Annotated in this window: 19 protein-coding genes; 5 read left to right on the top strand and 14 right to left on the bottom strand. The window is 44.4% G+C overall.

The features are described 5' to 3' along the window. Positions 1-85: 85 nt before the first annotated feature. Positions 86-1,006: a manganese-dependent inorganic pyrophosphatase gene (locus Q4519_RS00270; RefSeq protein WP_232800000.1), complete on the top strand. Its 921-nt coding sequence runs from the start codon at positions 86-88 to the stop codon at positions 1,004-1,006. A 229-nt stretch (positions 1,007-1,235) separates the two neighbouring features. On the opposite strand, the gene Q4519_RS00265 is transcribed toward Q4519_RS00270, so the two are convergent. Both Q4519_RS00265 and Q4519_RS00260 read right to left on the bottom strand, forming a co-directional pair. Continuing rightward, on the bottom strand, positions 1,236-1,886 hold the full coding sequence (locus Q4519_RS00265) for an NINE protein (RefSeq protein WP_303508261.1): 651 nt from the start codon (positions 1,884-1,886) through the stop codon (positions 1,236-1,238). Positions 1,887-2,157: 271 nt separating this feature from the next. Further along, entirely contained in the window at positions 2,158-3,834 is a 1,677-nt protein-coding gene (locus Q4519_RS00260; protein WP_232800045.1) for a SulP family inorganic anion transporter, read from the bottom strand. A 221-nt stretch (positions 3,835-4,055) separates the two neighbouring features. Here Q4519_RS00260 and Q4519_RS00255 point away from each other — a divergent pair, with 221 nt between their 5' ends. Together Q4519_RS00255 and Q4519_RS00250 are read left to right on the top strand one after the other, a co-directional pair. Continuing rightward, positions 4,056-6,815, top strand: a complete 2,760-nt coding sequence (locus Q4519_RS00255; protein WP_303508258.1) for a pitrilysin family protein — start codon at positions 4,056-4,058, stop codon at positions 6,813-6,815. A 180-nt stretch (positions 6,816-6,995) separates the two neighbouring features. After that, positions 6,996-7,655 carry an START domain-containing protein gene (locus Q4519_RS00250; RefSeq protein ID WP_303508256.1) on the top strand — a complete coding sequence of 220 codons (660 nt, stop codon included), beginning with the start codon at positions 6,996-6,998 and terminating at the stop codon, positions 7,653-7,655. A gap of 94 nt (positions 7,656-7,749) precedes the next feature. Here Q4519_RS00250 and Q4519_RS00245 read toward each other — a convergent pair whose 3' ends face one another. Next, positions 7,750-8,760: a hypothetical protein gene (locus Q4519_RS00245; protein WP_303508253.1), complete on the bottom strand. Its 1,011-nt coding sequence runs from the start codon at positions 8,758-8,760 to the stop codon at positions 7,750-7,752. A gap of 406 nt (positions 8,761-9,166) precedes the next feature. On the opposite strand from Q4519_RS00245, the gene Q4519_RS00240 reads away from it, so the two are divergent. Beyond that, positions 9,167-9,937: a transporter substrate-binding domain-containing protein gene (locus tag Q4519_RS00240; RefSeq protein ID WP_303508250.1), complete on the top strand. Its 771-nt coding sequence runs from the start codon at positions 9,167-9,169 to the stop codon at positions 9,935-9,937. Between the two features lie 110 nt (positions 9,938-10,047). Here the strand turns inward: Q4519_RS00240 and Q4519_RS00235 are convergent, their stop codons facing one another. From Q4519_RS00235 to fdxA, 10 genes are all read right to left on the bottom strand, one after another. Beyond that, a complete protein-coding gene (locus Q4519_RS00235; RefSeq protein ID WP_303508247.1) occupies positions 10,048-10,956 on the bottom strand; it encodes a hypothetical protein in 909 nt (302 codons plus the stop codon). Between the two features lie 35 nt (positions 10,957-10,991). Continuing rightward, positions 10,992-11,531: a hypothetical protein gene (locus Q4519_RS00230; RefSeq protein ID WP_303508245.1), complete on the bottom strand. Its 540-nt coding sequence runs from the start codon at positions 11,529-11,531 to the stop codon at positions 10,992-10,994. A gap of 432 nt (positions 11,532-11,963) precedes the next feature. After that, entirely contained in the window at positions 11,964-12,872 is a 909-nt protein-coding gene (locus Q4519_RS00225; RefSeq protein WP_303508243.1) for a hypothetical protein, read from the bottom strand. A gap of 52 nt (positions 12,873-12,924) precedes the next feature. Beyond that, on the bottom strand, positions 12,925-14,277 hold the full coding sequence (locus Q4519_RS00220; protein ID WP_303508241.1) for a hypothetical protein: 1,353 nt from the start codon (positions 14,275-14,277) through the stop codon (positions 12,925-12,927). Positions 14,278-14,503: 226 nt separating this feature from the next. Beyond that, complete coding sequence (locus Q4519_RS00215) at positions 14,504-15,919, bottom strand: hypothetical protein (protein WP_303508238.1); 1,416 nt, start codon at positions 15,917-15,919, stop codon at positions 14,504-14,506. A gap of 321 nt (positions 15,920-16,240) precedes the next feature. Beyond that, positions 16,241-17,728 carry a hypothetical protein gene (locus Q4519_RS00210; RefSeq protein ID WP_303508236.1) on the bottom strand — a complete coding sequence of 496 codons (1,488 nt, stop codon included), beginning with the start codon at positions 17,726-17,728 and terminating at the stop codon, positions 16,241-16,243. Then, positions 17,725-18,819 (bottom strand): hypothetical protein, encoded by a 1,095-nt coding sequence (locus tag Q4519_RS00205; RefSeq protein ID WP_303508232.1) that lies wholly within the window; start codon positions 18,817-18,819, stop codon positions 17,725-17,727. The genes Q4519_RS00210 and Q4519_RS00205 overlap by 4 nt, the downstream gene beginning before the upstream one ends. Then, entirely contained in the window at positions 18,809-19,021 is a 213-nt protein-coding gene (locus Q4519_RS00200) for a hypothetical protein (protein WP_303508229.1), read from the bottom strand. The genes Q4519_RS00205 and Q4519_RS00200 overlap by 11 nt, the downstream gene beginning before the upstream one ends. Before the next feature lie 3 nt (positions 19,022-19,024). Next, positions 19,025-19,597 (bottom strand): DUF4124 domain-containing protein, encoded by a 573-nt coding sequence (locus Q4519_RS00195; RefSeq protein WP_303508226.1) that lies wholly within the window; start codon positions 19,595-19,597, stop codon positions 19,025-19,027. Between the two features lie 252 nt (positions 19,598-19,849). Further along, a complete protein-coding gene (gene fdxA, locus Q4519_RS00190; protein ID WP_303508223.1) occupies positions 19,850-20,173 on the bottom strand; it encodes a ferredoxin FdxA in 324 nt (107 codons plus the stop codon). A gap of 184 nt (positions 20,174-20,357) precedes the next feature. Between fdxA and Q4519_RS00185 the strand changes: the two genes are divergently transcribed. Then, positions 20,358-21,965 (top strand): NAD(P)/FAD-dependent oxidoreductase, encoded by a 1,608-nt coding sequence (locus tag Q4519_RS00185; protein ID WP_232800015.1) that lies wholly within the window; start codon positions 20,358-20,360, stop codon positions 21,963-21,965. An 84-nt stretch (positions 21,966-22,049) separates the two neighbouring features. Here the strand turns inward: Q4519_RS00185 and Q4519_RS00180 are convergent, their stop codons facing one another. After that, positions 22,050-26,603, bottom strand: coding sequence for a hypothetical protein (locus tag Q4519_RS00180; protein WP_303508220.1), 4,554 nt, complete (start codon positions 26,601-26,603; stop codon positions 22,050-22,052). Positions 26,604-26,875 lie beyond the last annotated feature (272 nt).

Below are 26,875 nucleotides of genomic sequence, written 5' to 3'. Positions count from 1 at the left end.
TTTTTGCTACTTTTTAAGCCGATAATGATTTCCGAACAGATGTAAACTTTGTTAAAATCGCCGAAAATTAAAGGAGAGTTACACCATGCCAGTTTATGTAGTGGGTCATAAAATCCCAGATTCAGATTCTATTTGTGGCGCTATCGCCCTTGCTTACCTAAAAAATCAAATTGGTGAAGCATCAGTGCCAGCACGTTTAGGTGAGCTATCACCTGAAACTGCATTTATCTTAGAAAAATTTGGTTTTGAAGCACCTGAATACAAAACCAGCTACGCCGGTGAAGAAGTTTACATTGTTGATCACTCAGAACTGACTCAAGCGCCAGATGATATCGACCAAGCCACTATCGTTGGCATTGTTGACCATCACAAACTAGGCGACCTCACCACATCAACCCCCCTTGAGTGTTGGATCCGCCCTGTCGGTTGTAGTAACACCATTATTAAAATGATGTACGACTTTCACAACGTTGAAATTCCAGCCAATATCGCGGGCATTATGATGTGTGCCATCTTAAGTGACACGGTTATCTTCAAATCTCCTACTTGTACCACGGCCGACATTAAATGTGTTGAAGCCCTTGCAGAAATCGCAGGTATTGCAGATTTTAAAGAACTCGGCATGGAAATGTTTAGAGTAAAATCAGCTGTTGACGGCACCCCAGCGCGCGACCTTGTGATGCGTGACTTCAAAGATTTCAACATGAATGGCAACCTAATCGGTATTGGCCAGTTAGAAGTGATTGACCTGTCTGTGTTTGATGAAATCAAAGCTGACCTAGAGGCTGACATCGCAGCATTAAAAGAAGAAGGCAAACGTCACAGCGTAATGCTACTGCTAACAGACATCATGAAAGAAGGCTCAGAGCTACTAGTAGTAAGTGATGATGTGAGCGTTGTTGAGCGTGCCTACGGTAAAGCGCCAGTAGATGGTCGCGTTTGGCTAGACGGCGTATTAAGCCGTAAAAAACAAGTGGTACCGCCGCTACAAGATGCACTTGCTTAATTAACCTCAGTTCTGTTTAAGCCTAACGCTGCCAGATAAAGTATGTTTTACGGCAAAATTTCGTTTTCAGGGATGAAAACGCAAAGCTTATAGGGACATATTCACAGCGTTTTTGCAGGAAAGCATACTATTTCGCTTATCCAAGATTCGGATTAATTAGCGGATTGGCAAAAAAACCGGCTTACATAGCCGGTTTTTTATATCTCACGTTTGAAAAGCAGCAGCTAATTTAGCGGCAAGGCGGCGGCAAGTACTTAACCGCAAGCGTTGAACCGGTGCAATCCCATTCAACTTGATCACCATTTAAGCTCGCCTGATAAATCAACGCACCTGTCAACTTAGATTCTGGAGTAAATTCCACTCTAATGCGCCCGTTATAGACATCAAGCAACGCTATCGCTTTGTTATCTGGGTAACGCACCACATCAATCGCTTCGTTATCGGCTGGCAATACTTGCTCTTGTGCAACATAAGCAGCTATTTTTGCTTGCACTAACTGCGCCTGCGCATGGCCCATACCAGCATTCGCTTTAATGGTGTAATCTTGATAAGCAGGGATCGAAATCGCCGCCAAGATACCGATCACGGGCACCGAGACGAAAGGCAATAACACCATCACCAAAATAAGCACAGTGCCACCCTCATTGCCCAGCTGGCGGCCCTGATTGTATTTATTATTCCATTGCTGCTGATCCGTGGCTAAAAACACAATGCCTTCAATTAAACCAACAATCGCAGGAATCAAAGTCCAGCTAAATAACAAGTAAAACACGCCCCACCATTGGCCGAGAAAAAACCGGTGCAAGCCCAACGAGCCACCAATAATCGCCAACAACGCCGACGCTACTCGGCTTTTATATTTCAGCTCAACTTGTTCCATTAATCATCCCTTATGATTTTTAATCAGGCTTAACTCTGCATCCAAGCCATCTTGCTCTTGTTTCACGAGACGCCGTAAATACATCCATGTAGGCTTAAATCAAGGCATCCCTGCCTTGGATACTCGTTCAATCAAAATCAAGATGACTTACCACTACTTAAGCGGCTCATTTTGACAAAAAATTTAGTTTTAGATACAAAAAAAACCTAAAACCGCCAAGGTTTTAGGCTTAATGTGAACAAGCTAACAATCAGCTGTGAATCCCTGTTGGCTAAGCCATTTTATTAGACAGGCGTAAGCGCTCGCCTTGCACCACATCCAAAGCCGCTTCTAGCGCCGCTTGGCGTGAGTCTAAGAACTGCGATTTCGGCACCATCTCGGAGACAGAAAGGCGATCAAGCTGTGCTTGCGTATCCTTGTGGGGGCACAAAATAAAGACCTGACAACGCGCTTCTAATGCATCTTTAATTGCGTTTTCCAAGGCCAATGCCACTGTGACATCTATCATCGGCACATCGCTTAAATCTAAGATCATCGCCTGGTATTTATTGATACTGCTGTGCTGGCGAGTAATGGCTTTTGAGACACTAAAAATCATCGGACCAGACAGATAAAAGAACAACACCTTACCGTTGGTTTGGTCTAACAAATCACGCTCTTCCGGCGTTAATGGCACATCATCTTCAGCATCACTGATGGCTTTAACTTGTTTTGCTTGCTCGCGACTTAAACGCTCAATGATGATGATATTAGAAATAAATACCCCTAATCCCACCGCCACTATCAAATCAACAAAAACGGTCAGTAACATCACGCCATACATAATAACCGTACTTTGCATACTCACTTTATGAGCGCGTTGTAAAAAGCTCCAATCAAGGATATTAAAGCCAACGTAAACCGCAATACCGGCCAGTACCGACATCGGAATTGGCTCGGTTAAACCGCCAGCAACCAATACCACTAACGCCAATACTAAGGCACGAATAACCCCAGACAGCGGAGAGCGCGCACCCACTTGAATGTTAACAACCGTGCCCATAGTCGCGCCAGCGCCCGGCAAAGCACCAAACAAACCCGAAATCATATTGGCGATACCTTGACCGCGCAGCTCCTTGTCAGAATCATGCTCTTTACGAGTGAGCGAGTCACCGATAACGGCCGTTAACAAGGTATCAATACAACCTAGCGTACCCAACACTAAAGCATCAATTACCATGGTGGTAAGCAACTCAGGGGTAAACGTAGGCAAAACAATACTGGGCAAGCCACTTGGAATTTCACCAATGCGACGAATGCTGTCCATATCAAACAACCACACTGACAGCAGCGTTACCGACACCAATGCCACCAGCTGAGCGGGCACATATTTACGATAAGCCTTCGGCATTAAAAATAGGATCGCGAGGGTTAAACCACCCAGAAACAATTCATTGAAATGCAAATTACTGATGGTTTCTGGCAGCGACATCAGCGTACCAGACACCCCGCCGGAAGGCGCGGCATGGCCCATTAACGGCGACAACTGCAAAATGATAAGAATGACGCCGATGCCCGACATAAAGCCGGATATCACGCTATAGGGCATTAAGGTAATGTATTTGCCCATTTTTAATGAGCCGAGAATAATTTGGAACAGACCCGCCATCATCACCACGGTAAAACTCATGGCGACCCCCGCTTCGGGGTATTTAGCCACCATCGCGGTTAACACCGCCGTCATGATCACTGTCATCGGCCCGGTTGGCTCGGAAATAAGGGAAGATGAACCACCAAATAAAGCAGCAAATAAGCCAACCAGAATGGCGCCCCACAAACCAGCTTCCGCGCCAGCCCCAGATGCCACACCAAACGCTAACGCGAGGGGCAGTGAAACGATTGCGGTAGTAACGCCACCAAACGCATCACCTTTTAAATTGAATTCTTTAAACCTCTGAAGAGACACAATTGCATTCCATGTTAGGTTAAATTTTCAGGATTCTACCATTTAAGTCACAGATGAATAGCATTTTTTGTGTTAAGCATCGTGCGCAACCCCGCTAAAGTTAAGCAAAAAAGATGTAATCGACATTAAAATCAAAAGAAAATAAAAAAACCTTTGACATAATATGTCTTGAGCAACTAATCTTTTCTTCATACTTTCCATCCCGCTACGCCTTGGAGCCAAGCATGAGACTTTGCCATTCACTGTGTTTTGCACTTATTGCACTGTTATACAGTTTACCAACCCTTGCCACCCCCCTACAACCCGACCCCAATTGGCAAATTCATCAGCTCGATAACGGCTTTCAGTACCGCCTGTATTCGGTAGATGAAACCAGCGATCGCGTGCAAATCTACCTGTGGGTAAAATCGGGCGCAATTGATGAAACATATGAGCAAAAAGGCGGCGCTCACTTACTTGAGCACATGGCGTTTAACGGCACCAAGCATTTTCCCGGACATAAAATAAAAGCCCTATTTGAACAATCAGGGCTCGCTTTTGGTCAAGACTTAAATGCCTACACTTCTTTCAAAGACACCGTATACACTTTGAGTATTCCTGAAAATGACAACGAGTTAATGAACGAGGTGCTACTGTATTTATCCGATGTGGCACAAAACATCACCTTAGATGAAACCGAAGTGGCTAAAGAAATTGGCGTGGTAAAAGGCGAGTATTATGCGCGACTTGGCAATACTCAAGATCCTGACACTTACTATATGGAGAAAATGTCCAAGTTCAGTGGCTATAACTTTAAGCAACTTATCGGCACAGAGACGCAAATAGAAGAACTTAATGCTTCAGAGCTAAAAAAATATTACCGCACTTGGTATCGCCCCAATAATATGGAGTTATTAGTCGTAGGCAATTTCAATCAAGAGCAACTTAGCCAATCAATTCAAAAAAAATTCTCCCATTTAGAAGGTCAAGCTCCCGTCAAAAAACGTCCTGCTGAGCCTAGATTTCAAAGCGCTGGTCTCACTTTTAGCAGCGAGAAAGTTAAACAAAGCCGACTGAGTTTTAATTACCTGCTTCCTGAAAGAGCGCTAGTCACAGAGCAAGATAAGTTTAACGAGCACTTGATCCAATTTACCAATGCCATGCTCAGCGACCGCCTAGGCCGTGCTAATGAGTTAGCTGACAGCGCCTTTTTATCAGCACAAAGCTATATCGGAATACCAACTTATGTTGGCAACAATGTTGTGTTTTCTCTCAATGTCGAGCATGGTGAAAAACAAATAAAACCGGTAACTCATTGGCTAACAAAAGAAGTTAAAAAAATACAGCTATATGGTTTTACCGAAGCAGAGCTTAACCAACAAAAACAACTCTATCTAGCCCTGCTGAGTCAGTTAAATCAGTTAAGCAAGCAGGCCACATCTGAAGCCATCATAGAAAGCCACCTCACGTTACTGCAACAGCAGCACACGCCGATCAGCCAAGATGACGAGCAACGACTACAACAGCAGTTTATTGCGCAGATAACGCTAGCTAAGGTCAATGACTTTGCCAAACAGGTGTTAGTCAACCCGCAAAAATACCAAGTTACTCAGGTCAGCCATGCTGCCGCCGAGCCTTATGAACTTGAAATTTGGCAAAGTGAAGCGCAGCAGCAAGATGTTAAGGCCTACACCGAAAAGCAATTTACCTCGAACTTTAATTTATCAGCCAAAATCCAAGGGCAAGGTGAAATCATCAACACTGCGGCCTACCCACAATATGGTATTGAGACGTTCACCCTAGCCAATGGCTTGGAAATATTACTGCAACCCGATAACACCAATAAGGGCGAAATATACTTCCACTTTTCCGCGCTAGGTGGCGAGACCAGTTTAGCGCCAAAATACCGCGCCGCTGCCGCCATGCTCGCTGATGTCCAATTAGCCAGCGGCCTTGGTGAGTATTCGGCAAAGCAGACCGTGCAGCAGTTTATTGCACATTCCACCGACATCCTTCCTTTCATCAATAAGGGAGAGCATGGCCTAGCAGGAAGCACCACCAACGAGCACCTTGAAGTTGCCCTTGCAGGCATCAGGCAAGCCGTCAGCTCAACCAAAATAGATGAACAAATGCTGCAACACATCAAACAAAACTTCTATGACCATCAACGCATTGCAAGAATTGATACGCAAAACAAACTAATTAAAAAAGCCCTGTATGGCAATAATAAATATGAAGAGGATATCTCGCTTTACCGTATTAATAAGCTAACGAGTCAAGACCTGATTGACGTAAAAACGGCCCTATTTGGCTCAGCCAATGGCTTTAAGCTCACCTTGGTTGGCGATTTTGAACCCAGTGCAGCCAAACAATTGATTAACCAATACCTAGGCAGCCTACCCAGTGGAGATAAACATAGCGCACGCACTGCCCCCTTGTGGGTAAGCACGGAAAAAACAGAGCGACAGATAAACATGAACTTTGGTAATCGTGCCGATCTAAGAATGGAATTTGTTTACCAAGGCGTTACGCCCAGTGTAAAGCAAACCTATGGTGCAGACTTAATCAGTCGTATGTTAAGGGTTAAGCTCACTGACACAGTGCGCGAAGAATTGTCTCTCTCCTACTCGCCTTATGCCGTCTGCGACCCTATGGTAAGCCTCAACTACAGCCATTGCCGCATCCAAATTGTTACCGAAGCGAAAGATGTCATCAAAGCTAAACACGCTGTCGAGCAAATTCTCAGCAACTATTACAGCCAAGGTGTTGATGCAACGGAATTATCCCTGCGCAAAAGCAGTTTAGAAACCGCTATGTTAGATACCTTTAAAGACCCCAAAAGCCGCGCTGAGTTGATCCACCGTGATCTCGTTTATGGTTATCAAGTAGGAGAAATACTGGAAGTAAAAGCGAACGTTGCCAGCATCGACAAGCCATACATCGACGGCTTAATCAAGCAAATGTTGCAACAGGCAGGGCAAATAACCTTGGTGAACGAGCCTTAATAATCAAGCTATTAATTCAGTGCAAGTTAGCCCACTAACTTGCACTGTCTGGCAAGCCTTTATTCCCACAAAAGAAATGAAACTAATCTGTGCATCACGCCGTATAATCGCAGGGCATAGCGAAAAAGACTCGCCACAACAAAACCAACTAATAGCCAAGTCATGACTAAGGAGCTTTGATTGCTTAAATATTGCGCTTTATTGGCCCTGTTGTTTTCGTGTATCACGCTAGCTACTCCCCAAGGGAGTTGGCAGCTAGTTAAATCAGAACAAGACATTACCTTGTATTCACGCAAACATAGCGACGGCTTAGTTGAGATCCGCGCACAAATGTTTACCCCCACCAGCTACTCTGCCTTTCTCAACTTGCTGGAAGATACTCAACACGTGCCAAATTGGCTTGAAAGTGTCACACGTATTCGCGTGCTAGCGCAAATAAGCCCAACGGAAAACAAGGTGCACACCATATTTAAAGCCCCCTGGCCAGCGAAGGATCGCGACATGGTCACCTACTCACGTTACTTCTTTGACCAAGGAGCCTTTAAGTTACAAATATCAGATGCGTCAAATACCCTGCCTAAGCAAGCAGGTTACATTCGCATCACTAAGGTCAGCGGGATGTGGACACTACAACGGCTCAACAACGGCACCACTCATATTGAATACCTTGCTTTTGCCGATCCCGGCGGCGCACTGCCAAAGTGGCTGGTAAATAAACTATCTATCGACAGTGTATTTAACACATTTATCGGCTTACGCCGTGAGTTAGTGAAGTATCAAGATCAAGTTAACCCTAACGTACTCAAACTAGCACGCGAACAAGGGCGGCTTATGCAGTAGTGATAACCAGCTACTGAAGAAGGTGGTTGAGGGCTGAAAACAACAAATGCCAGTCAGGAGCCTGACTGGCGCACCTAAAACTCAAGGCATCAATTTAATTGACTTGGGCGTCCAGCAATTGCTGATAAGTAAACTGGTGATTTGCTGTTTCACCATTATTGTAGGTACTTAACACTTCGATATAGTCAGGGTATAAGGTCAGCACCAACTGCGTGTTCTGATCGGCGGCGATACTCACTTTACCGCTAGCATACTGATGAGGTACGTAGCGATCGGATAATAAAATGGGGCTTAAGGTATTCACCTCTAAACTGCCACCAACGCCTTCAAACTCGCTATAAAGCTTAACGTTTTTATAGGTTAAGCTAAATTGGTCACCAGAGATCCCCATGTTGGTTTCAACCTTGTCGAACCTAACTTCGTTACGCTCACCGTAATTAATGTAAAGATCGGGGTACACTTCTGGCACTTGAATATTTTGTGGTGATTGCGCCGCCGGCACGGTTTTAACCACGCCATTAAAATTAGCAAGGTTACCATCGCGATCTTTCACCCATTGTGCCGTAAACCAAATAGCACCACTTAACTGCGCCTCACCAGGGTTATTCACATCTCCGGTAGCACGCGAGCAATGGTTAGCCGCAAACCAATAAGACAACACCGCCTGCTGTGAGTTATCTACCGTACCGTCCACTAAGCTATGTTTTTCTTGATGTACCGCATAAGTGGGTTGGTTTTGATAGGTATCGCCATTGATGCAGCTAGTGAGTGCTTGATCAACCGCATCAAACACAAAGTCCCCTTTAAACTGCGGTGACACATTCAATTCCTGAGTGCGCGCCAAATTGGGTAAGGTAATTTTAGGCGGGGTATAAGGTTGATTAAGCATATCCAGTGGCGTGCGAGCAAAGTTTTCCAACTCAAAAATCACCGACGCCACGGTCACCACGTTATCAGGGGTGATCGCCAGTTGTTTCTTCTCATAAACATGAACCGCATCTGGGCTCACCGATTGACCATCATTGTGGCTACTACCGCCACCACCGCCACAAGCGCTAAGCAACAACATGCTACCTAATGCGCCAACATACGTTAATTGTTTCATCCTGAAACCTCATTTAATTGTCCTGCGCGGATTATGCGCAGTGGGACTAAAAATGAAAAGACTTAACCTTATCTAGTACTTAAAGAACGAACAGCGGTAGAGTTTGGTAGAGGTCATGTCTTGTTGATAAGAGAGCAAAGCCAGCTCGGGCTTAAGGCTGGTTAATCGAACAAGATAAGCATTGCTGGAAGGTTTACTTGGTCAGGCTTCTTATACCTATTAAATTTGATATCCCTATTATTCAAACATTTGCTCCACAATACGATGCCAGTAACCTTGCTCAGTCTGCTGAAATAAACATCTTTAGTTGACTTAGGTCTATATACAACTGGTTGACTATAATGCTCAGATAAGACTTCTGTTATGATAGATTAGATAGTTAACAACACGTCAAGGACCTCGACGAGTGTATAAAATAGTCACTAAGCTAATCACTTCGCTATTGCTTCTATTTAGCTCCGTCAGTATGGCGAAGCAAGTCGTGTTAGTTGGCTTAGCTCATTTTCCTCCTTTTATTGAAGCGCGTGGCAGCCACCTTAGTGGCCTAGCCGTTGATATGATTGACTTAATGAATGCACAGCAAGATAAATACTTGTTCAAAGGAGTAAAAGTGATCCCTGCCACTCGGATCCAACTTTTTAAGCTAGGCCGTTATGATATGTCGATGTTTGACAGCCTGCATTGGGGCTGGCAAGACTTACCGGTAGATGCGTCCAATGTCTATTTACAGGGAGGCGAAGTCTATATTGCCGAGATGAAAGAGGGCCGAGACCAAAGTTACTTTAGTGACTTTAAAAATAAAACCATGGTTGGCGTTGAAGGTTACCATTACGCTTTTGCTGACTATAACGCCGATGCTGATTACTTAAAACAGACCTTTAATATGCAGCTAACCCGCAGCAACTTAGGCAGTATATTAATGATACTCTCGGGAAATCGCGGCGACATAGCCGTGGTTTCCAAGGCCTTTTTGGCGCAATACTTTGCTAACCACCCGCAACATCGTGAGCGCATATTAGTATCTGATAAAATGGACCAAGAATATAATCACACCATCATTCTTCGCCGTGGCATTAAGCCTGATATTGGTGAAATTAACCAACTTTTAAAAGAGTTAGCTGAGACTGGACAACTAGCACAATTATTTCAAAATATTCAATTGCCAAACAAACTTTAGCGATTTCCTCATATGAGCTAGCATTGCTGGAGCCTCACAACAAGATCAAACAACGGCTCGAAAATAAGCAACTGTATTGATTAATATACAAATTTTTTCAAAGCTTACGGTCAAAACCGCTGCCATGGCTTTTCTACTGCCACTTCACCTGCTTTGACTTGCTGCCATAGTTGTTTAAATTCAGGCAAGAAGTCGCCCTGCTCAATTAACTCGCGTAAATAACGCACGGCATTGGCGCGAGGGGTGTCGCCTTCTTGCTCTAAGTCAAAATGAGCAATGCGATAAAGGGCTTTGTGAAACTCCTCTAATACAGATGGATGCAAGATGTCTTTTGAAAATTCATTATCATATTTTAGGGTTGTCATGCACCAATCCAACACATCGGGGTATTGATATAAACAGTCGCGACAAAATATCGACGTAGAATCTTGTATCAGCCAAGCACCAAAAAAACCAAAATGTGTATAACCTAGCATACCAAAGATATCTTGCTCGGCTTTGGCCAGCTTGCGCTCCCTGACATCGGCGCGCCCCGCTGTGATAACCTGCTGCAACCTATTTTTAACGTACAAGGGTTCGGCAAACATAATGCGAAACAGGGTTATATTTTTTTCACCTAGATAAGGGAACTGGTATTCATGTAATGATTTGGTCGTACCGGTATGATCGATAAACTCACTAACAATAAACCTTAACCCTATCAATATATCCAGCTCATGGACTTGTTCAGATTCCATATAAGCTTTAAATAAGGGGGTTAACACCTCGGGATCATCACTGGGATGCAGCCATAAAAACATCATTAAATCCAGCGGCCGCGGCGATTTATCACTGGCTTTTAATTTTTCCCAATTGGGCTGCTTGCCACGTAAATAATAGGCCTTAGCCATATTGGTATCGCCCTTGTTCCTGCGCAGTGCTATGCCCGGCTCGATATCTTGCCACTTGGCTTTGCGCTCGGCCACCCAAGCCTTATCTTTGGTGAGCCAGAAGCGGGTGTCAAGTTGTTGTAAATCCATTAACGCTTTCCTTAAAGGGATTAAGCCAAGCTGGGCTAGTCAAAAATGCAGTGACACTCGTAATCGAGCTCAACGCCCTTGTCGCGTAGCGCCTTAAGTTTCGCATTCGCTTGTGCAATCACTTCTGGAGTTGCTTGGTCGGGAAAATAAATTGCCTGCTCTGCTACATCGCCACCGGGTAAACAAGAGTAGGCGAGAAGATCAACGATATCGACATTCAGATCGAAACGAATTTCGCCGCCAAGGTCAATTGCAGCGCCGCCACAGCCAGCCTCTACCGCCTTTTTGAGCAACTCGATGGCTTGCGCCCGGTCTGCGGGATCGTTTGTTTGGTCAAACGCTTTGGCATGAAAAAATGCTTGCTGATGCAGCCCCTCTTTCATGCCTCGTTGCACTGCAATATCAACCATCATTTGATAAACGGGTAACTCATCCGCCAGCTCTGCCTCGTATTCTTCCTCGTCATCCCACTCGCAAGGATCAAAAGCCACTTTGAACGAGTCCATCAACCTGATTAAGCTCGCATCATTTAACTGCGCTAGCTTCTGCTGCAGCGCCACTAATTCCGGATCCATATATCACTCCTTTACTTAGGTTGTTATTTTCGCAACTTTTGCGGCTCACAAGCCAACTTACCTATTCTGGCCTTGCTTCAACTTGTATATACCCAAGCAACTTCAAGATACTGGTTATCTAACATCATCAATATTAGATGATTTCTATTTTTACCTACATTGCGAAATTAGAATAATTTGACTTGGCGCGCAACGCAGCAAGAGTTGATGAACTTAAAGGCGGGTTAAGGTAGCAATAATGAAGCGACCAGTCGCAAGGCTTTAACACTTTTTAATGCTCTTAAAAAATCCGTTTCATTCATGATTTTCAATATCCAAACATGATGGGGTCAGGTCTTGCATTGTGCAAAGTCTGCACATTGCAAGACCTGACCCCGTTGTTCTTTTTTGTGCGAGGTGCTCGGTTGGCCGCTTATGCCATCCAAAGGATCATCAAAATCGCTGCCATGGCTTTTCCACTTCCACTTCGCCAGCTTTTACTTGCTGCCATATTTGCTTAAATTCAGGCAAGAAGTCACCCTGCTCAATTAGCTCGCGTAAATAGCGCACGGCATTGGCGCGCGGCGTGTCGCCTTCTTGCTCCAAGTCAAAATGAACAATACGATAAAGGGCTTTGTGATATGACGCTAATGCTGATGGATGTTGGATTCTTGCAATAAAATCAGTATCGTAATTAAGGGTTGTCATACACCAATCCAACACATCAAGGTATTGATATAAACAATCGCGACAAAATATCGATGTTAAGTCTTGCAGTAACCAATTACTAAAAAATAAAAAGTGCTCATACCCTAGCATACCGAAAATATCTTGGTTGGCTTCGGCCAGCTTGCGCTCCCTGACATCAGCGCGCCCCGCTGCGATGACCTGCTGCAACCTATTTTTAACGTACAAGGGATCGGCAAACATAATGCGAAACAGAGTTACATTCTTGTTACCTAAATAAGGAAATTGATATTCATGCAGTGGTTTGGTATTCCATGTATGGCGAATAAATTCCGTTGACATAAACCTTAACCCTATCAATATATCCAGCTCATGGACCTGATCAGATTCCATATAGGCTTTAAATAAGGGGGTTAACACCTCAGGATCATCACTGGGATGCAGCCATAAAAACATCATTAAATCCAGCGGCCGCGGCGATTTATCACTGGCTTTTAATTTTTCCCAGTTGGGCTGCTTGCCACGTAAATAATAGGCCTTAGCCATATTGGTTTCGCCCTTGTTCCTGCGCAGCGCGATGCCCGGCTCGATATCCTGCCACTTGGCTTTACGCTCGGCTACCCAAGCCTTGTCTTTGGTGAGCCAGAAACTGGTGTCGAGTTGTGCTAATGTCATCTGTTTTTCATCCTTGATAACCCATTAAATTGCGTTGTCATCACTTAGGCTGCTAGCTCCAACGATTACCGCCTCTTTTCAACTTAAAAGTATAAAGCTGCTTTTCCGGTTGATACTCGGGCGCATCGCGCACTTTAAAGCAAGCTACAAAGTAGGTAATCATTTTGTCAATAATCGCTCTTTGCTCGTCATTAAGCTCGAGTCCAGTTAAATTTAAAGTGAGCTTATTGCTAAAACGCCTATCTTCTCGTCGCTCTTGCTTCTCATGCCAAGCATCTAATATGGCCCAAAGGCGCTCAGTTAAGTGGCGCAACGCGGTATCAAAGCGAGTCGGTAATGGGAATGAGAGTTGAATATCGTAACTGGACTTCAATAAATGATGATGGGTTTGCACCACATTTTGCTCTTCCTCCGTTACTGTTAATTCCGTGCCATCCAGCTCACTTAATGCAAAACTTAATAGTCTGGCGCTAAACTCTGCATGAGTCCGTGCGCGACAATAAATTCGACCATTTAAGTAAGTCCAACTATGAGTATAAGCAAGGGATCGATCGAGTAAGCGCGCCTTCCCCAGCGCTTTGCCACTGGGCACCTCATATAAATAAACCCAGCCGTTGCAACCTTTTTCCAGCTCTTCAAAAACAAGGAGTTTAGTTGCATTGTCAAACAACAAGTGTCGGTAACGATAAGATGAGGAATAGGGCGCGACATCAAATTCCACAAGCTCCAGCGTATCGATATTCCAGAGCCAATGATGCCCAGCCTCAGAAAAAGTGTGAATATAGTTTGAAAAAAAATCAGGGCCTAATGTGTCCGTTAACTCAAGCCGAGTGACTTCCTTACCGGTATTCACGTCTAATGCTACCCAGCTTTTTTTGTGTTCCGTGATAATACAATTCGATTTTTCAGAAAAGGTCCTAAAGGTAAAACTGCCGACATCCGCTTGCCATAATACAGCGCCTGTTAACAGGTCAATTTTCATTAGCGATTTATCGTCATCACGCTCTGCAATACAAAACTGCTCATTGGCAAAAGAAAAAAATACATTACCGCATTTAATTTCAGCCACCTGCTCCCGAGAGGCGAGGTTGTAAATAAAAAAACGTTCCGTATCTTCTTGATAGGAAAAAATAATATACTTTGTTGACACAACAATTTGCCCGACCACATTTTCTGGCAATTGAAATGAAGCAGACTTATTTTCAATGCGGTTAAACCAAGTTAAATAACGCTCATTATCGAGCTTGATATCGATTAAGTTTTTATCAACGTTGCCCACCCTTTTGCCTTGTTCACTATTATATGAATCAATAAAATCAAACGTTGTGGCCTTGTACATAGCAAAAAAGTCAGAATAACGTTCGCTATTAATTTCGCCCATATAACAGGCTATCATTTTTTTCATCTTCAATATTCCTTTCAAAAGGCCTAGCGCTGACGCCAATATCGTACGGCACTGGCTTCAACGTTTCCCACTTGGCTTGCGCTCGACCACCCAAGCCTTGTCTTGAGTGCACCAAAACTGGTATCTAGGGCTTCATGGCTGCCTTTATCAGGCCATCTAATGATGTTGTGATGAAAAAGGCCAATAAATACTGGCCTTTATCATTACCTATCGCCTTGTATCAAGGTTAGTTTAACTTAGTAAACTGCACCGTTTTTGTGACAACGGCACCAGTGGCAACTTCATAGGTGTATAAGTTGTAGCTGTACACTCCCGCTGGCCAATGTTTTGGCACGTAGAAGCTGGTTGGACCATAAATACCGTCTTTAAATAGGTCCACTTTTTTCGAGCCAGTTTTGTTATACACAAAGCCATTTGGCCAAGTGATGTTTTCACCATAACGAATAAAGAATAGTTCAACGGGCATAGAATAGGTTGGCGGCTCAATAAAATACACATCACGCATAAAGGTGATTTTGCCACCTTTGGCTGGCACGATTAAATTAGTGTCAGGTGTGTCCAACATCGTATTGATAAGCACCTTAGGCTCAGGGCCAGCATAAGCAGACTGATGGGTTAAGCTCACCACCTTTAAGCCACCCGCCATGGTGTGAATGCGCACATCAATGTCGGGAGTTTGCAGTGAGGGCAAACTTGTTGGCACGGATAAATCGCCTGTGATGGTTGGATTTGGCATATAAACATCAAGTACAAAATATTGAATAACGGGCGCAGGATTACCAAACTTATCTTGCCCCAATAGCGGATAATGGTAAGCAAAATGATAACCCCTTAACTTTCCTTGGCCATCGGTATGAGCGCCAACTCTTAAAACATCACCCTCTAACTGTGGATCGACTGTGTAGGTATAGTCACCCACGGTTAGCGTTAATTCTGGCGTGCGATCTTCATAGTCTGCATCGGTTTCACCCGTGGACACCTTAGCCAAGTCCGTTTCCCATGAAAGCGTCCCCTTGGCCAGTTGATGCTCGGTAAAAGGCGATTGATTAGCAAATTCCACCACGGCTTCAAAGGCATAACTCACTTTGTCTACATCACCAACAGCATCACCACCAACTTGACTCAGTTCGGCGACATTATTTGGATTGCGCGATGGGAAATGAAGATCAGCCCAGTCGTTACCGGAGCTAAAACGATTAGGCCCAACTACAGGTTGTAAATTAATACTTGAAGGCAGCGACGAGCCAAACTGCGCGCCATCGGCATCAGACATAATGATATCCATGGCTCCAATATTCTGGCCGTTAGCACTCATTAACGGGGCTTGTGATTGGATCACTAGGTCTCTGCGCCCATCGCCCATGCCATGATATAAATGCAACTGAAATGGCGTATACATCGAAGCATCAGCACGATAAGTTTGACCATCTAAAGTCACTTCAATAAAGCTACTGTTTGAAGTATCGACATATTGATGGGTGTATTGATCAGAGAAATTGAGTTGGGATTGGTCGTCGTATGACACCATGCCCTGCACTGGCTGGCCATCAGCAAAACTGCCACTAAATGGTACTTGAACTTGCTTGGCATAGACAGATGTTGCCAATAATGAAGCGGTGATCACACCTAAGGTTTTTAACATAACGGTTCCTTTGCTTGTCATAAATAAACACTACGGCTCGATTACGTCCCAATCGCCACTGCAGAAAATTATCTGACTGATCGAGTCGGCGTGGAGTTATAACGCACAGCTGCAGAAACGGGGTTAAATAATCACAAAAACATAAAAATCGCGTTTCCTATAGCCATCACTATCGAATCAATTCAGTTTTACAGCAAACCGATTAGGGACATGGGCAAAGAGATGAATATGGGACAAGTGAGCTCACTTGCCCCACGTTTATACCCAATCAACTTGAAGATGCATGTTTCAAGCATCTCCAGGTTGATTGGGTATAATGAGCTAGTTTCGCCTAATGGACTTTTCAAACTGATTGCTAATTTGCTTATCGAGTGTTCTTAGACCAAAGGAAATAAGCAAATGGTTTGGAAACTCGGGGGAGATTTGTCGAAAAGTGTACCGAGTTGACGCTCTGCGCCACTTTGTGGCCGGCGTGTATTGACTCATCACCGCGATCACCACAGGCGGCTTGCCAACCAATGGGCCATCAATAAAGGTGAACGTCACCGTGTCTTTATCAGCCTTGCTGGTTACATAACTTGGTAACGCGGCGCTTACTGGAAGTTTAGTTAAATCAACCAGCCAAAACGGCTCTTCTTCACCCACTTTCATATTTTTTGAAATATAAGTTAGGCGCGCCATTTGCAGGGCTTGATAGAGTTTACCGATGTAATGGCCTACGGCATTGGCTGATTCTGCGTCTTCATAACGCACGATGCCTTGGCCTAAATATTTATTCAAACTGGTAAGTACTTGGTCACCCACTTGATAACCACTGCGAAACGCCCAAAGCTTGTCAAACACTTGCTGCTTCCACTGCGCAATTTGCTTATCTGGCAGCACAAATGAAGCTTGCTGAGTCGACTGCTGAGCGGCTAAATATTGTTGGTAGTTAATCCAGATAAAAAAGCTGTCCACTTCTTCACCAATTGCCGAGATCATACTGGCTTGGTAATTAGGCCGCAGATCTTCATCAGCGATATAGCTCAGTCCCTCATCAATAAACTGGTTCAGCTGCCGCCATTCTTGTTCATACAAAGTCAGGCTCAGATCTTGTTGCATACTGGGGTATTCATTACGCCCATCTTGCAAATGCCGACTGATTTCAACGTACTCACTTTGATGTAAGTAATTACCCACTTGGCTATACAGCCCGATACCACCAAAGATAAAACAGAACAGGGCAAATAAGGTGGACGATTGCAGCAGTCTACGCTGCAATGGGTTTTCACGATTAGGTAAGAACAAAGCCAAAGCTAGACCAAGTAGTCCAGCAAAACCAAGCATGGCTAAATAACCACTATACCCTTTCAGCTTTACAAAGTGGTACAACCCCTTACACATCACTAACACGCTGGCGAGATAAGGTAAAACGCCAAAATCGAGGTTTTCCATTCCCGGTAAAAACGCACCTAGTAAGGTGTTATCCACCACATAGCCGATGATTAACAAGGTGGTGGCAAGAGACAAAAAGCGCTGTGCTTTTAAGCCGTCTTGATTCGCTGGCTCGGGCGGTACATCTACTTCTTGCTGCGAGATGACTTGCGCCTTTAAACCTGTGTCAGTGAGTGTACGTTGTAATATTTCGGCATCTTGCTGCGACAAACCTTGACGATAAAACACTTGCCGTTGGCTAAGCCAAGCTTCGCATTCTGACTCACTGAGTTGCCATTGCTGAGTTAAATTACTCGCCACATCTTCAGTTGTAAAACCAGCTAAACATTCACCGCTGGCAAGGACACAATATTGATCATTATTAAACAAACTCATGCGTTTTTACCTGCCATCAGTAATTGCAATAACAGCACAATATTTAACTCGTTTTGGTTATGGCAGCCAGCTTGTATCTTCACGGCCTCACCGTCGAGAGACCAGCTACCTAACTTATCGCCGTCCATATTGCGGGTGACCCATGCAGCATTGCTATCAGTGTCTTGATTGATGCGTAAACCGAACCAGCCGAGCATTTTCTTGCCAATGCCCGCGAGGTGATCAAAATAGTCAAAATCCATTAAATCATCGCGCATTTCTGTGGCTAGATTTCCCGCCTTTTCTTCGGTGCCCCATTCATACTCACAGCGGTATAACTCCACCCCAGAGTCATCATAAAAGCACCAAATTTTAGCGCCGCGTAAATGACGTATTTGACCAAGCACATCGCCATGCTCGTCATAAACTTGATAAGCAAGTTGCAAAGGTGAATGAAAAAACAAACTGCGACACCACAAACGTGCAGGCAACTTAGCGCTATAGACTTGGTTAGCACTGAGTAGCGCATTGATAAATAACATTAAGCCAAACAAACAAAAAACTCCCAAAGCGGTCGCTAAGCCATGGGGCAAGGTCGTCATAAACTGGGTTTTTAAGCCATGTTGCATTACAAAGTAGCCCGACACCATCGCCAGCAGCGCACCAGCCGCTTCACTAAAGCCCGCTGTTTTACGATGAAATATTCGTTCGGTTGCGCTAGACAAGGTGACTGGGGATATTTGAAAACTGGCCGCGCGGTTAAAAATAAATCGTTTAAAACTAGCATGTTCAAAATTCAGTTCCGCCTGAAAAACCTTTTTCAGTACCGTATCTTCAAGGCTATTTTTATCGCGCATAAAAGGACTAAGTAAACCCCCATTAGGCGCGAAGGTCACTTCAGTGAGCAGACCAAGTTGACGTAACTTTTGTTGGCTAGCTTGTAGCTTTTCCAGCTCAAGGGCGCGCTGCAATACAACTTTATTCCCTGACACTAGCTTATCGGCTTTGCTTTCACTGATTTTTAACTCATCAACTAACGCAAACTTTACTTCGCCCCGCTCTAAACCTTTGGCTATTTCACCACGACACGTTAATAGATATTCATGGTGCATGCTTTTCAATCAACCTCTGACTGATGGTTAACAAACAAATGCCAATCAAAATAGATAATAAAGGCCATGCTGGTGCTCGCTCTATAGCGGTCATGTAAACCGAACTGATGCAGTTTAGTACACCTAACAACAAAAATCCCCATGCCAGCCAGCGCAATACTCTACCTGATTTAAAGCTGGCCAAAAATGCCGACTCGGTCATATGTTAATACCCCGACATACCTGTTAATTGTCTGGCATACATACAAAAAACAAATTCTTCCGGATAGTTTAGATTGGCCAAACAATCAATATCGCGACTTTTACCAGACGTATAATGCTCAAGACAACTTGATTGTATACCCGGAGACGATACGGCTTTCATGGCTTTGCTATATTGCGCTTCAAACTCATGCTCTTTCATACCACGAGCAAGCTGTTTTTCTTTTGCTTCTTTTTTGATCGCTTTTAAACCTGCACCTAGGTTTTTAATGGCGCTGTAGCATTGAGTGGCAGGATCTTTGCCTCGTTCTTTTTTCGCACTCGAATCCGAGTTGTTACTTAGGCTGGTATAGGTTGGCTTTTTCGCCACTCCACGATAGTTTCCAGCGGGTAAATCTTCGGTAACCGAGACCTGATTAACATTGTGGGTGTCGCTCATGGCGGAGGCAGGCGTGTTATCGCTATAATGAGTAACTCCCTGCTCATCAACCCATTTATAGACTTTTTTAGCCATGCTAGGTTGACAAAATGCACATAGCAATAGAGGCAGGAGGATCTTATTCAAGCCACTGTTCATTGTCACTTCCTTGTTCCTCGCCAAAGCCGAGCCTGCACGACTTTGACGAGACAATTTAACTAAATATACGCAATTAAAGTTGTCAGAAAGCGACTATTAACCGCTCATCAATTAAGTATATACATAACTGTATTATTGATAAAAAATAGATAAAAGTACAGTTAGCCTAATAAATTCGACTGAGTCATGCATATGAGGAGTATCAACCTTCGAGGTGGGAATAGGGGTTAACAGATCGTGCAAAAAAGCAGCTTAGGTCTCAAGATATTGCAGCTTGTCGGCAACACCGTTCCACTCATCTGCATCGGCTGGCGCGTCTTTTACTTCGGAAATGTTGGGCCAAGTCAGCGCTAACTCTTCATTAAGGGCCAGAAAATCTTGCTGTTCGGGGGTTAAATCATCTTCCTGCACGATGGCGTTAGCTGGGCATTCCGGCTCACATAAACCACAATCAATACAGTCAATTGGGCTAATGGCTAAAAAATTTGGGCCTTCGTAAAACGCATCGGCAGGGCACACAGCAACACAGTCAGTGTATTTACATTTAATGCAGTTCTCGGTAACAACAAACGCCATGTTCATATCCTTTATCGCGTTTCAAGTACGCCCAAAAATTCGTGGCGGGATCATACTTAACTGGTGTTAAAAAACAAGCAACAAATGGCCTGACACCTCGCCCTGCTTAACGTAAAATACGCGCCATTGTGAGCCGCTGATGTAAGTCAAACGCTAAGACACCAACCAAAACCTGAGTATCCCTATGCTACGTTTAACAGAAATAAAACTGCCTCTTGATCATGATGAAGCAGCCTTACCTGCTGCCATCGTTACTAAGCTGAATATTAGCGCTGATCAATTACATTCTTTTCATATGTTTAAACGTGGCTATGACGCGCGTAAAAAAACCAACATCTTTCTGGTTTACACCTTAGATATTGAAGTGGACAACGAAGCCGAGCTGCTGGCGCAATTTAAAAACGACCCCCACGTTAAAATGGCACCTGATACCAGCTACAAGTTTGTTGCCAAGGCTCCATCCAACTTGACCGAACGCCCAGTGGTGATTGGCTTTGGCCCCAGTGGTTTATTTGCCGGCTTAGTATTAGCGCAAATGGGGTTTAACCCGATTATTTTAGAGCGTGGCAAAGAAGTGCGCGAACGCACCAAAGACACCTTTGGTTTTTGGCGCAAGCGCACACTGAACCCAGAATCAAACGTGCAATTTGGTGAAGGCGGCGCAGGCACTTTCTCCGATGGCAAGCTTTATAGCCAAGTGAAAGATCCTAATCACTATGGCCGCAAGGTACTTACCGAATTTGTTGCCGCTGGCGCGCCAGAAGAAATCATGTACGTTAGCAAACCGCATATCGGTACCTTTAAACTGGTGACCATGATTGAAAAAATGCGCGCTGAAATTATTGCCCTTGGCGGTGAAATTCGCTTTAGCGCCCGCGTGGATGACATTCATTTAGACGGCGAGCAAATTACCGGCATAACCCTCGCAGACGGTGAACGCATTGATAGCCGCCATGTGGTGTTAGCGGTCGGTCACAGTGCTCGCGATACCTTTTATATGCTGCACGACAAAGGCGTTTACATTGAGCCTAAACCCTTCTCAGTCGGCTTTCGCGTTGAACACAAGCAGTCAATGATTGATGAATGCCGCTTTGGCCCTAATGCTGGCAATCCAATTTTAGGCGCAGCGGATTACAAGCTAGTGCATCACTGTAAAAATGGTCGCACTGTGTACAGTTTTTGTATGTGTCCGGGCGGCACTGTGGTTGCGTCATCGTCAGAGCCGGGCCGCGTGGTCACCAACGGCATGAGTCAATATTCACGTAATGAGCGCAACGCTAACAGTGCGATTGTGGTCGGCGTTGATCCAGAAAAAGACTTCCCCGGTCACCCACTAGCAGGCATTGAATTTCAGCGCGATTTAGAGCAAAAAGCGTATGTAGCGGGCGGCAGTAACTACAATGCCCCCGCGCAGTTAGTCGGTGATTTACTGGCTGGTAAAGATTCTAGTGAATTAGGTGACATCACCCCGTCTTACACCCCCGGCATTACCCTAACCAGCTTTAAAGGCGTGTTACCCGATTACGTGATTGAAGCCGTGCGTGAAGCCATGCCCGCCTTTGATAAAAAGATTAAAGGCTTTGCCAATGCCGATGGCCTGTTAACCGGCGTGGAAACCCGCACCTCATCACCCATTTGCATTAAGCGCGGTAAAGATTATCAAAGCATCAACATCAAAGGCCTTTACCCCACCGGCGAAGGCGCAGGCTATGCTGGCGGTATTTTATCGTCAGGGATAGATGGCATTAAAGTGGCTGAAGCGCTGGCGCTGGATATATTGGCGAAGCAGTAAGTATTGTTGAGCTAGTATCAGCTTTACTTGAAATAATAAGCCTCGCAAAAGCGAGGCTTATTTACTTTTCGCTGTTAAAAACGCTTAGTACATTTTTGGCGCTGTCGGGATAAATGGATCAAAAAGATTTGGATTAGTTCGCGCGGCAAACTCGGCCAAATTATCATAGTTATCACCATCCATATCTAGCTTCGCATCCTCCGGCATATGATCCGATAGCCCATATTGCATTTCCCAAGTGGCAGGAAGGCCATCTTGGTCATTGTCTACACGGTATTGAGGATCAAGTGGGAAAGCATCTTCACGATCGGAGACACCATCAGCATCTGAGTCAGCACGATGAGGATCGGTTCCGGCTTTAAACTCGGCAAAGTTAGTTAAGTTGTCGCCATCGTTGTCCGCTAATGCATCTTGTGGATCGGCGTCACTCAAACCATACTGTATTTCCCATTGCTCAGGGATACCATCAAAGTCATGATCATAGCGAAAGCGTGGATGTGCAGGGGCAAAATCTTCATTGTCGAACACGCCATCAGAATCGGAGTCCTGCTCTCGAGGATCCGTGCCCATTAGGTATTCTTCCAAGTTATTTAAACCGTCATTGTCCAAATCATTATTGGCATCTAATGGATCATTAACCTGCATACCAAACTGCATTTCCCATTCATCCGGTAGCCCATCTTTATCTTGGTCAAAACGATATTGCGCATTAGTTGGTGCAATGTCTACCCCATCTAGCTCGCCATCATTATCTGAATCAGAGATTTGTGGATTAGTGCCAGCTAGGAACTCCTGCAATGCAGTCAAACCATCGTTATCAAAATCATGATGTGCATCATCAGGATGCGTATCATCTAAAAAGCTGTACAACCTTTCCCACTCATAGGGAATACCATCGCCATCATTATCATGACCGTATCTAGCATCCAATGAATCAAAGTCGAAGCCATCGGGTACACCATCACCATCCGTATCGGAGTTGATAGGATTAGTACCAAGTTTAAATTCTTCTAAGTTGGTTAAAGGATCCATATCCGAACTTTCAAACGCATCGTTACGGTATATGTCTAAGCCGTATTGCATTTCCCAATTATCAGGTAAACCATCTTTATCACGATCAAAGCCGTAACGAGGATCAAGTGGCGACATGTCATCACCATCAAATACGCCATCCCTGTCAGTGTCTTGATCCCGAGGATTGGTACCAAGGACGAACTCTTCAAGATTGGTTAGGCGATCATTGTCAACATCAATAAACGCATCCATCGGATCTTGATCATTCAAGCCATGTTGATTTTCCCACTCAGCTGGTAAACCATCCTTGTCTTGGTCAAGGCGGTATTGCGCATTGGTTGGCGCAAAGTCTTCACCATCAAACACGCCATCCAAATCACTATCAGGATGATGAGGATTGGTTCCTTGTTGGAACTCTTCCAGGTTGGTTAGGCCATCACGATCGAAGTCTTCATTCGCATCGAAAGCGTTAAGCTCGCTAAATTGATTAGCAATTTCCCACGCATCGGGCAAACCATCATTGTCTTGGTCCAGACGATATAGGGCATTGGTTGGTGCAACGTCAGTACCATCAAGCTCACCATCGTTATCCGTATCAGCGAGGTTTGGATTGGTCCCCGCTAAAAACTCTTGTAAGTTGGTCAAACCGTCAGCATCGAAGTCATCTTTGGCATCATGTGGCGAACTATCGGTCATTGGTGGGTATAAACGTTCCCACTCTTGAGGCATGCCATCCTTGTCGCCATCAAAACCATAACGCGCATTTAATGGTGCAAAGTCGATATTGTCAGGCACATTATCACTATCCGTATCAGGGTGACGTGGGTCGGTCCCCAACTGGTACTCTGCCAATGCTGTTAGCGTATCACCATCTTGATCGTCAAATGCGTCAAGCGGGTTGTCATCGGATAAGCCATTTTCAACCTCCCAGCGCTGCGGCAAACCGTCTTTATCGTGATCCCAACCATAACGGGGACTCAATGGCGATATATCATCACCATCAAGTACGCCATCCTTGTCAGTGTCTTGATCCCGAGGATTGGTACCAAGGACGAACTCTTCAAGATTGGTTAGGCGATCATTGTCAACATCCATAAACGCATCCATCGGATCTTGATCATTCAAGCCATGTTGATTTTCCCACTCAGCTGGTAAACCATCTTTGTCTTGGTCAAATCGGTATTGCGCATTGGTTGGCGCAAAGTCTTCACCATCAAACACGCCGTCCAAATCACTATCAGGATGATGAGGATTAGTTCCTTGTTGGAACTCTTCCAGGTTGGTTAGGCCATCACTATCGAAGTCTTCATGCGCATCGTTTGAATTAACATCGCTAAGTTGATTTGCGATTTCCCACGCATCGGGCAAACCATCATTGTCTTGGTCCAGACGATATAGGGCATTGGTTGGTGCAACGTCAGTACCATCAAGCTCACCATCGTTATCCGTATCAGTGAGGTTTGGATTGGTCCCCGCTAAAAACTCTTGTAAGTTGGTCAAACCGTCAGCATCGAAGTCATCTTTGGCATCATCAGGCATGTCATCAGATAGAGGCTGATTGGCTAGCTCCCAAGATAGTGGCATGCCATCTTTATCTTGGTCGATTTTATAGCGCGGATTAATGGGGGCAAAATCGATAGCATCTGGTACACCATCATTATCTGAGTCTGGATTAATTGGTGATGAGCCTAATTTAAACTCCTGTAAGTTAGTTAAACCATCTGCATCAAAATCATGATGTGCATCATATGCACCATGTACATCTAGCCCATAAATCATTTCCCACGTATCGGGTAAACCATCTCCATCTTGATCATGCTTATAAAGCGCATTATTTGGCACAACGTCTGTGCCATCTGGCTCACCATCCAAATCCGTGTCAACAAGATCGGGGCGAGAGCCACGCTTAAATTCTTGTAGGTTAGTTAATCCATCTGCATCAAGATCAAGATGCGCATCAAAGGGATCAAAATCGTGTAAGCCAAAACGCAATTCCCAGCTGTCGGGCATGCCATCGCTGTCACTATCAAACATCCACTGCGGTCCGATTTCAGCAATGTCGAGTAGGAATGCCTCGGCTGGAATAATTAAATTCTCTCCTAGAGTATATTGATTAGAGAGGCCGATACGTAAAATACCAGCCGCGCTTTCGCTGCCATACAACTTAGAAGCGATGGTTTCCCATGTGTCTGTCGCTGTAACTCGATAATATAATGGCGCATCAACACCTTGCTCAATTAACCTCAAGTTACTAAACGTGATATCACTTTTTTTATTCGCGTCATCATCGCCAATCAACAGTAGGTGGCTAAAATCAGATTGGAAGTACTGACCGGCATTAATCTGAAAACGCGTTTTTTCACCTAGCATAGGCTTAACAAAATCTCGGTGGCCCCAAGCTTGACTCCCAGAAAGATTGAAAGTCAAATTCGAAGATGCACTCATGTCATTATCAAAGCCGATCCCTTGAACTTCACCCGGTGCGTTAAGCGTAAAATCAAATTCCAAAATGGTATTACTTGTTACAGAGTAATTCATCGGAATCGTCATCCACCGGTTACCCACCATACGCAAGCTGTTACCGTTATCGAGTATTTCAATATTACCCGTGGTAGCATCATCTTGGTTCGAATGTGGCGTTAAAGCAGCAGTTTGAAAATTAATGACGGTCATTGCATCACTAGTAAAAGCGTTGGCGTTTAGCGCCATGTTTTTCAGCACTGGGCTTGTACCTGCGGCTTGCTCTTCAAAATTCGAACGTCCATCTAGATCGGCATCATCATTTCGCCTTTGCTGAAGATTGTTAAAATGGAAAAGTTCCCACTCATCTTTTAAACCATCCCCATCACTATCAAGCCAAGCTGGATCAAGATGATTAGACAGTTGCTCAGGTAAATCACTTATACGAATTTTTTCACCTTCCGCTAACGAGTATTTACCAGCCAATATCGATTCTAATGGTTGCGCAGCCAGCTCATTACCGTACAACGCACTAGCAATACTGCGCCAGTTATCATTTTTAACAACTTGGTAGAAAGACTCTCCCGCGGTATCACTTTCACTTAAAACAACATTACGAAACTCAATATCGCCACTTGAATCACGATCATTATCCGAAATAAAAACGAGGTTTTTAAAATTTCCGGTAAAGTTTTGGCCAACTTTAATTTTAACCTGCTCGATCGAGCCTAGATTTTTGTAGCTGTAAGTTCTGCTCGCCCAATTTTGTGTACCGGCTAATTGAAATGTTGTACTTGGAGTAGGTGATAAGTCGTTATAAAAGGCAACCCCTTGAATCTCGCCTAAGGAATGCATTAACACATCAAAGCTAATAACGGTGTGTTCGGTTATTGTGTAATTTACAGGTATGTATTGCCAACGGTTGTCAGCCATCGTCAACGTAGTACCATCAACAGAGACATTCACCGCCCCTACTTTATCCGAATCTTGACTGCCAAAAGAAAGCACGGGATTGTTTACGAAATCGATCGCCATCGAAGCAGACTGCAATACGGACTTATTTAATTGATATGAGCCAGAGCTTTCACTGGCAAAGGCTTGAATAGACAAAGGGCCAAGCATTAGTGGCAACAAACCCAAACCTATTATATTTGCTTTACTCATACACCTTCCTTATTAATGCCACTTAGGCACTATTGTGTTGAATCAAGACCAAGGAAAATCGCTATTAGTTCATTTCGCATGGCTATATGTGCATCCAATTTGCCGCACAAGATATCAATAAATAGTCAAAAACCAAACCATCAATTTACATTTTCATCAAAAATAGCCTAGTCATTGACCATTGATACACGCGCACCGAGGGAGTTTTTACGCAACGGAGGTTATAACCCGATATTTTTGAGGAGGGGTTAAATAATAGTGAAAAGCAAAGT

This window comes from Motilimonas sp. 1_MG-2023 (assembly GCF_030547455.1).
Classification (GTDB): domain Bacteria; phylum Pseudomonadota; class Gammaproteobacteria; order Enterobacterales; family CBDFNC01; genus Motilimonas.
The sequence above is the reverse complement of the archived record's forward strand: the minus strand, read 5'-3'. Positions and strand labels throughout refer to the sequence as shown.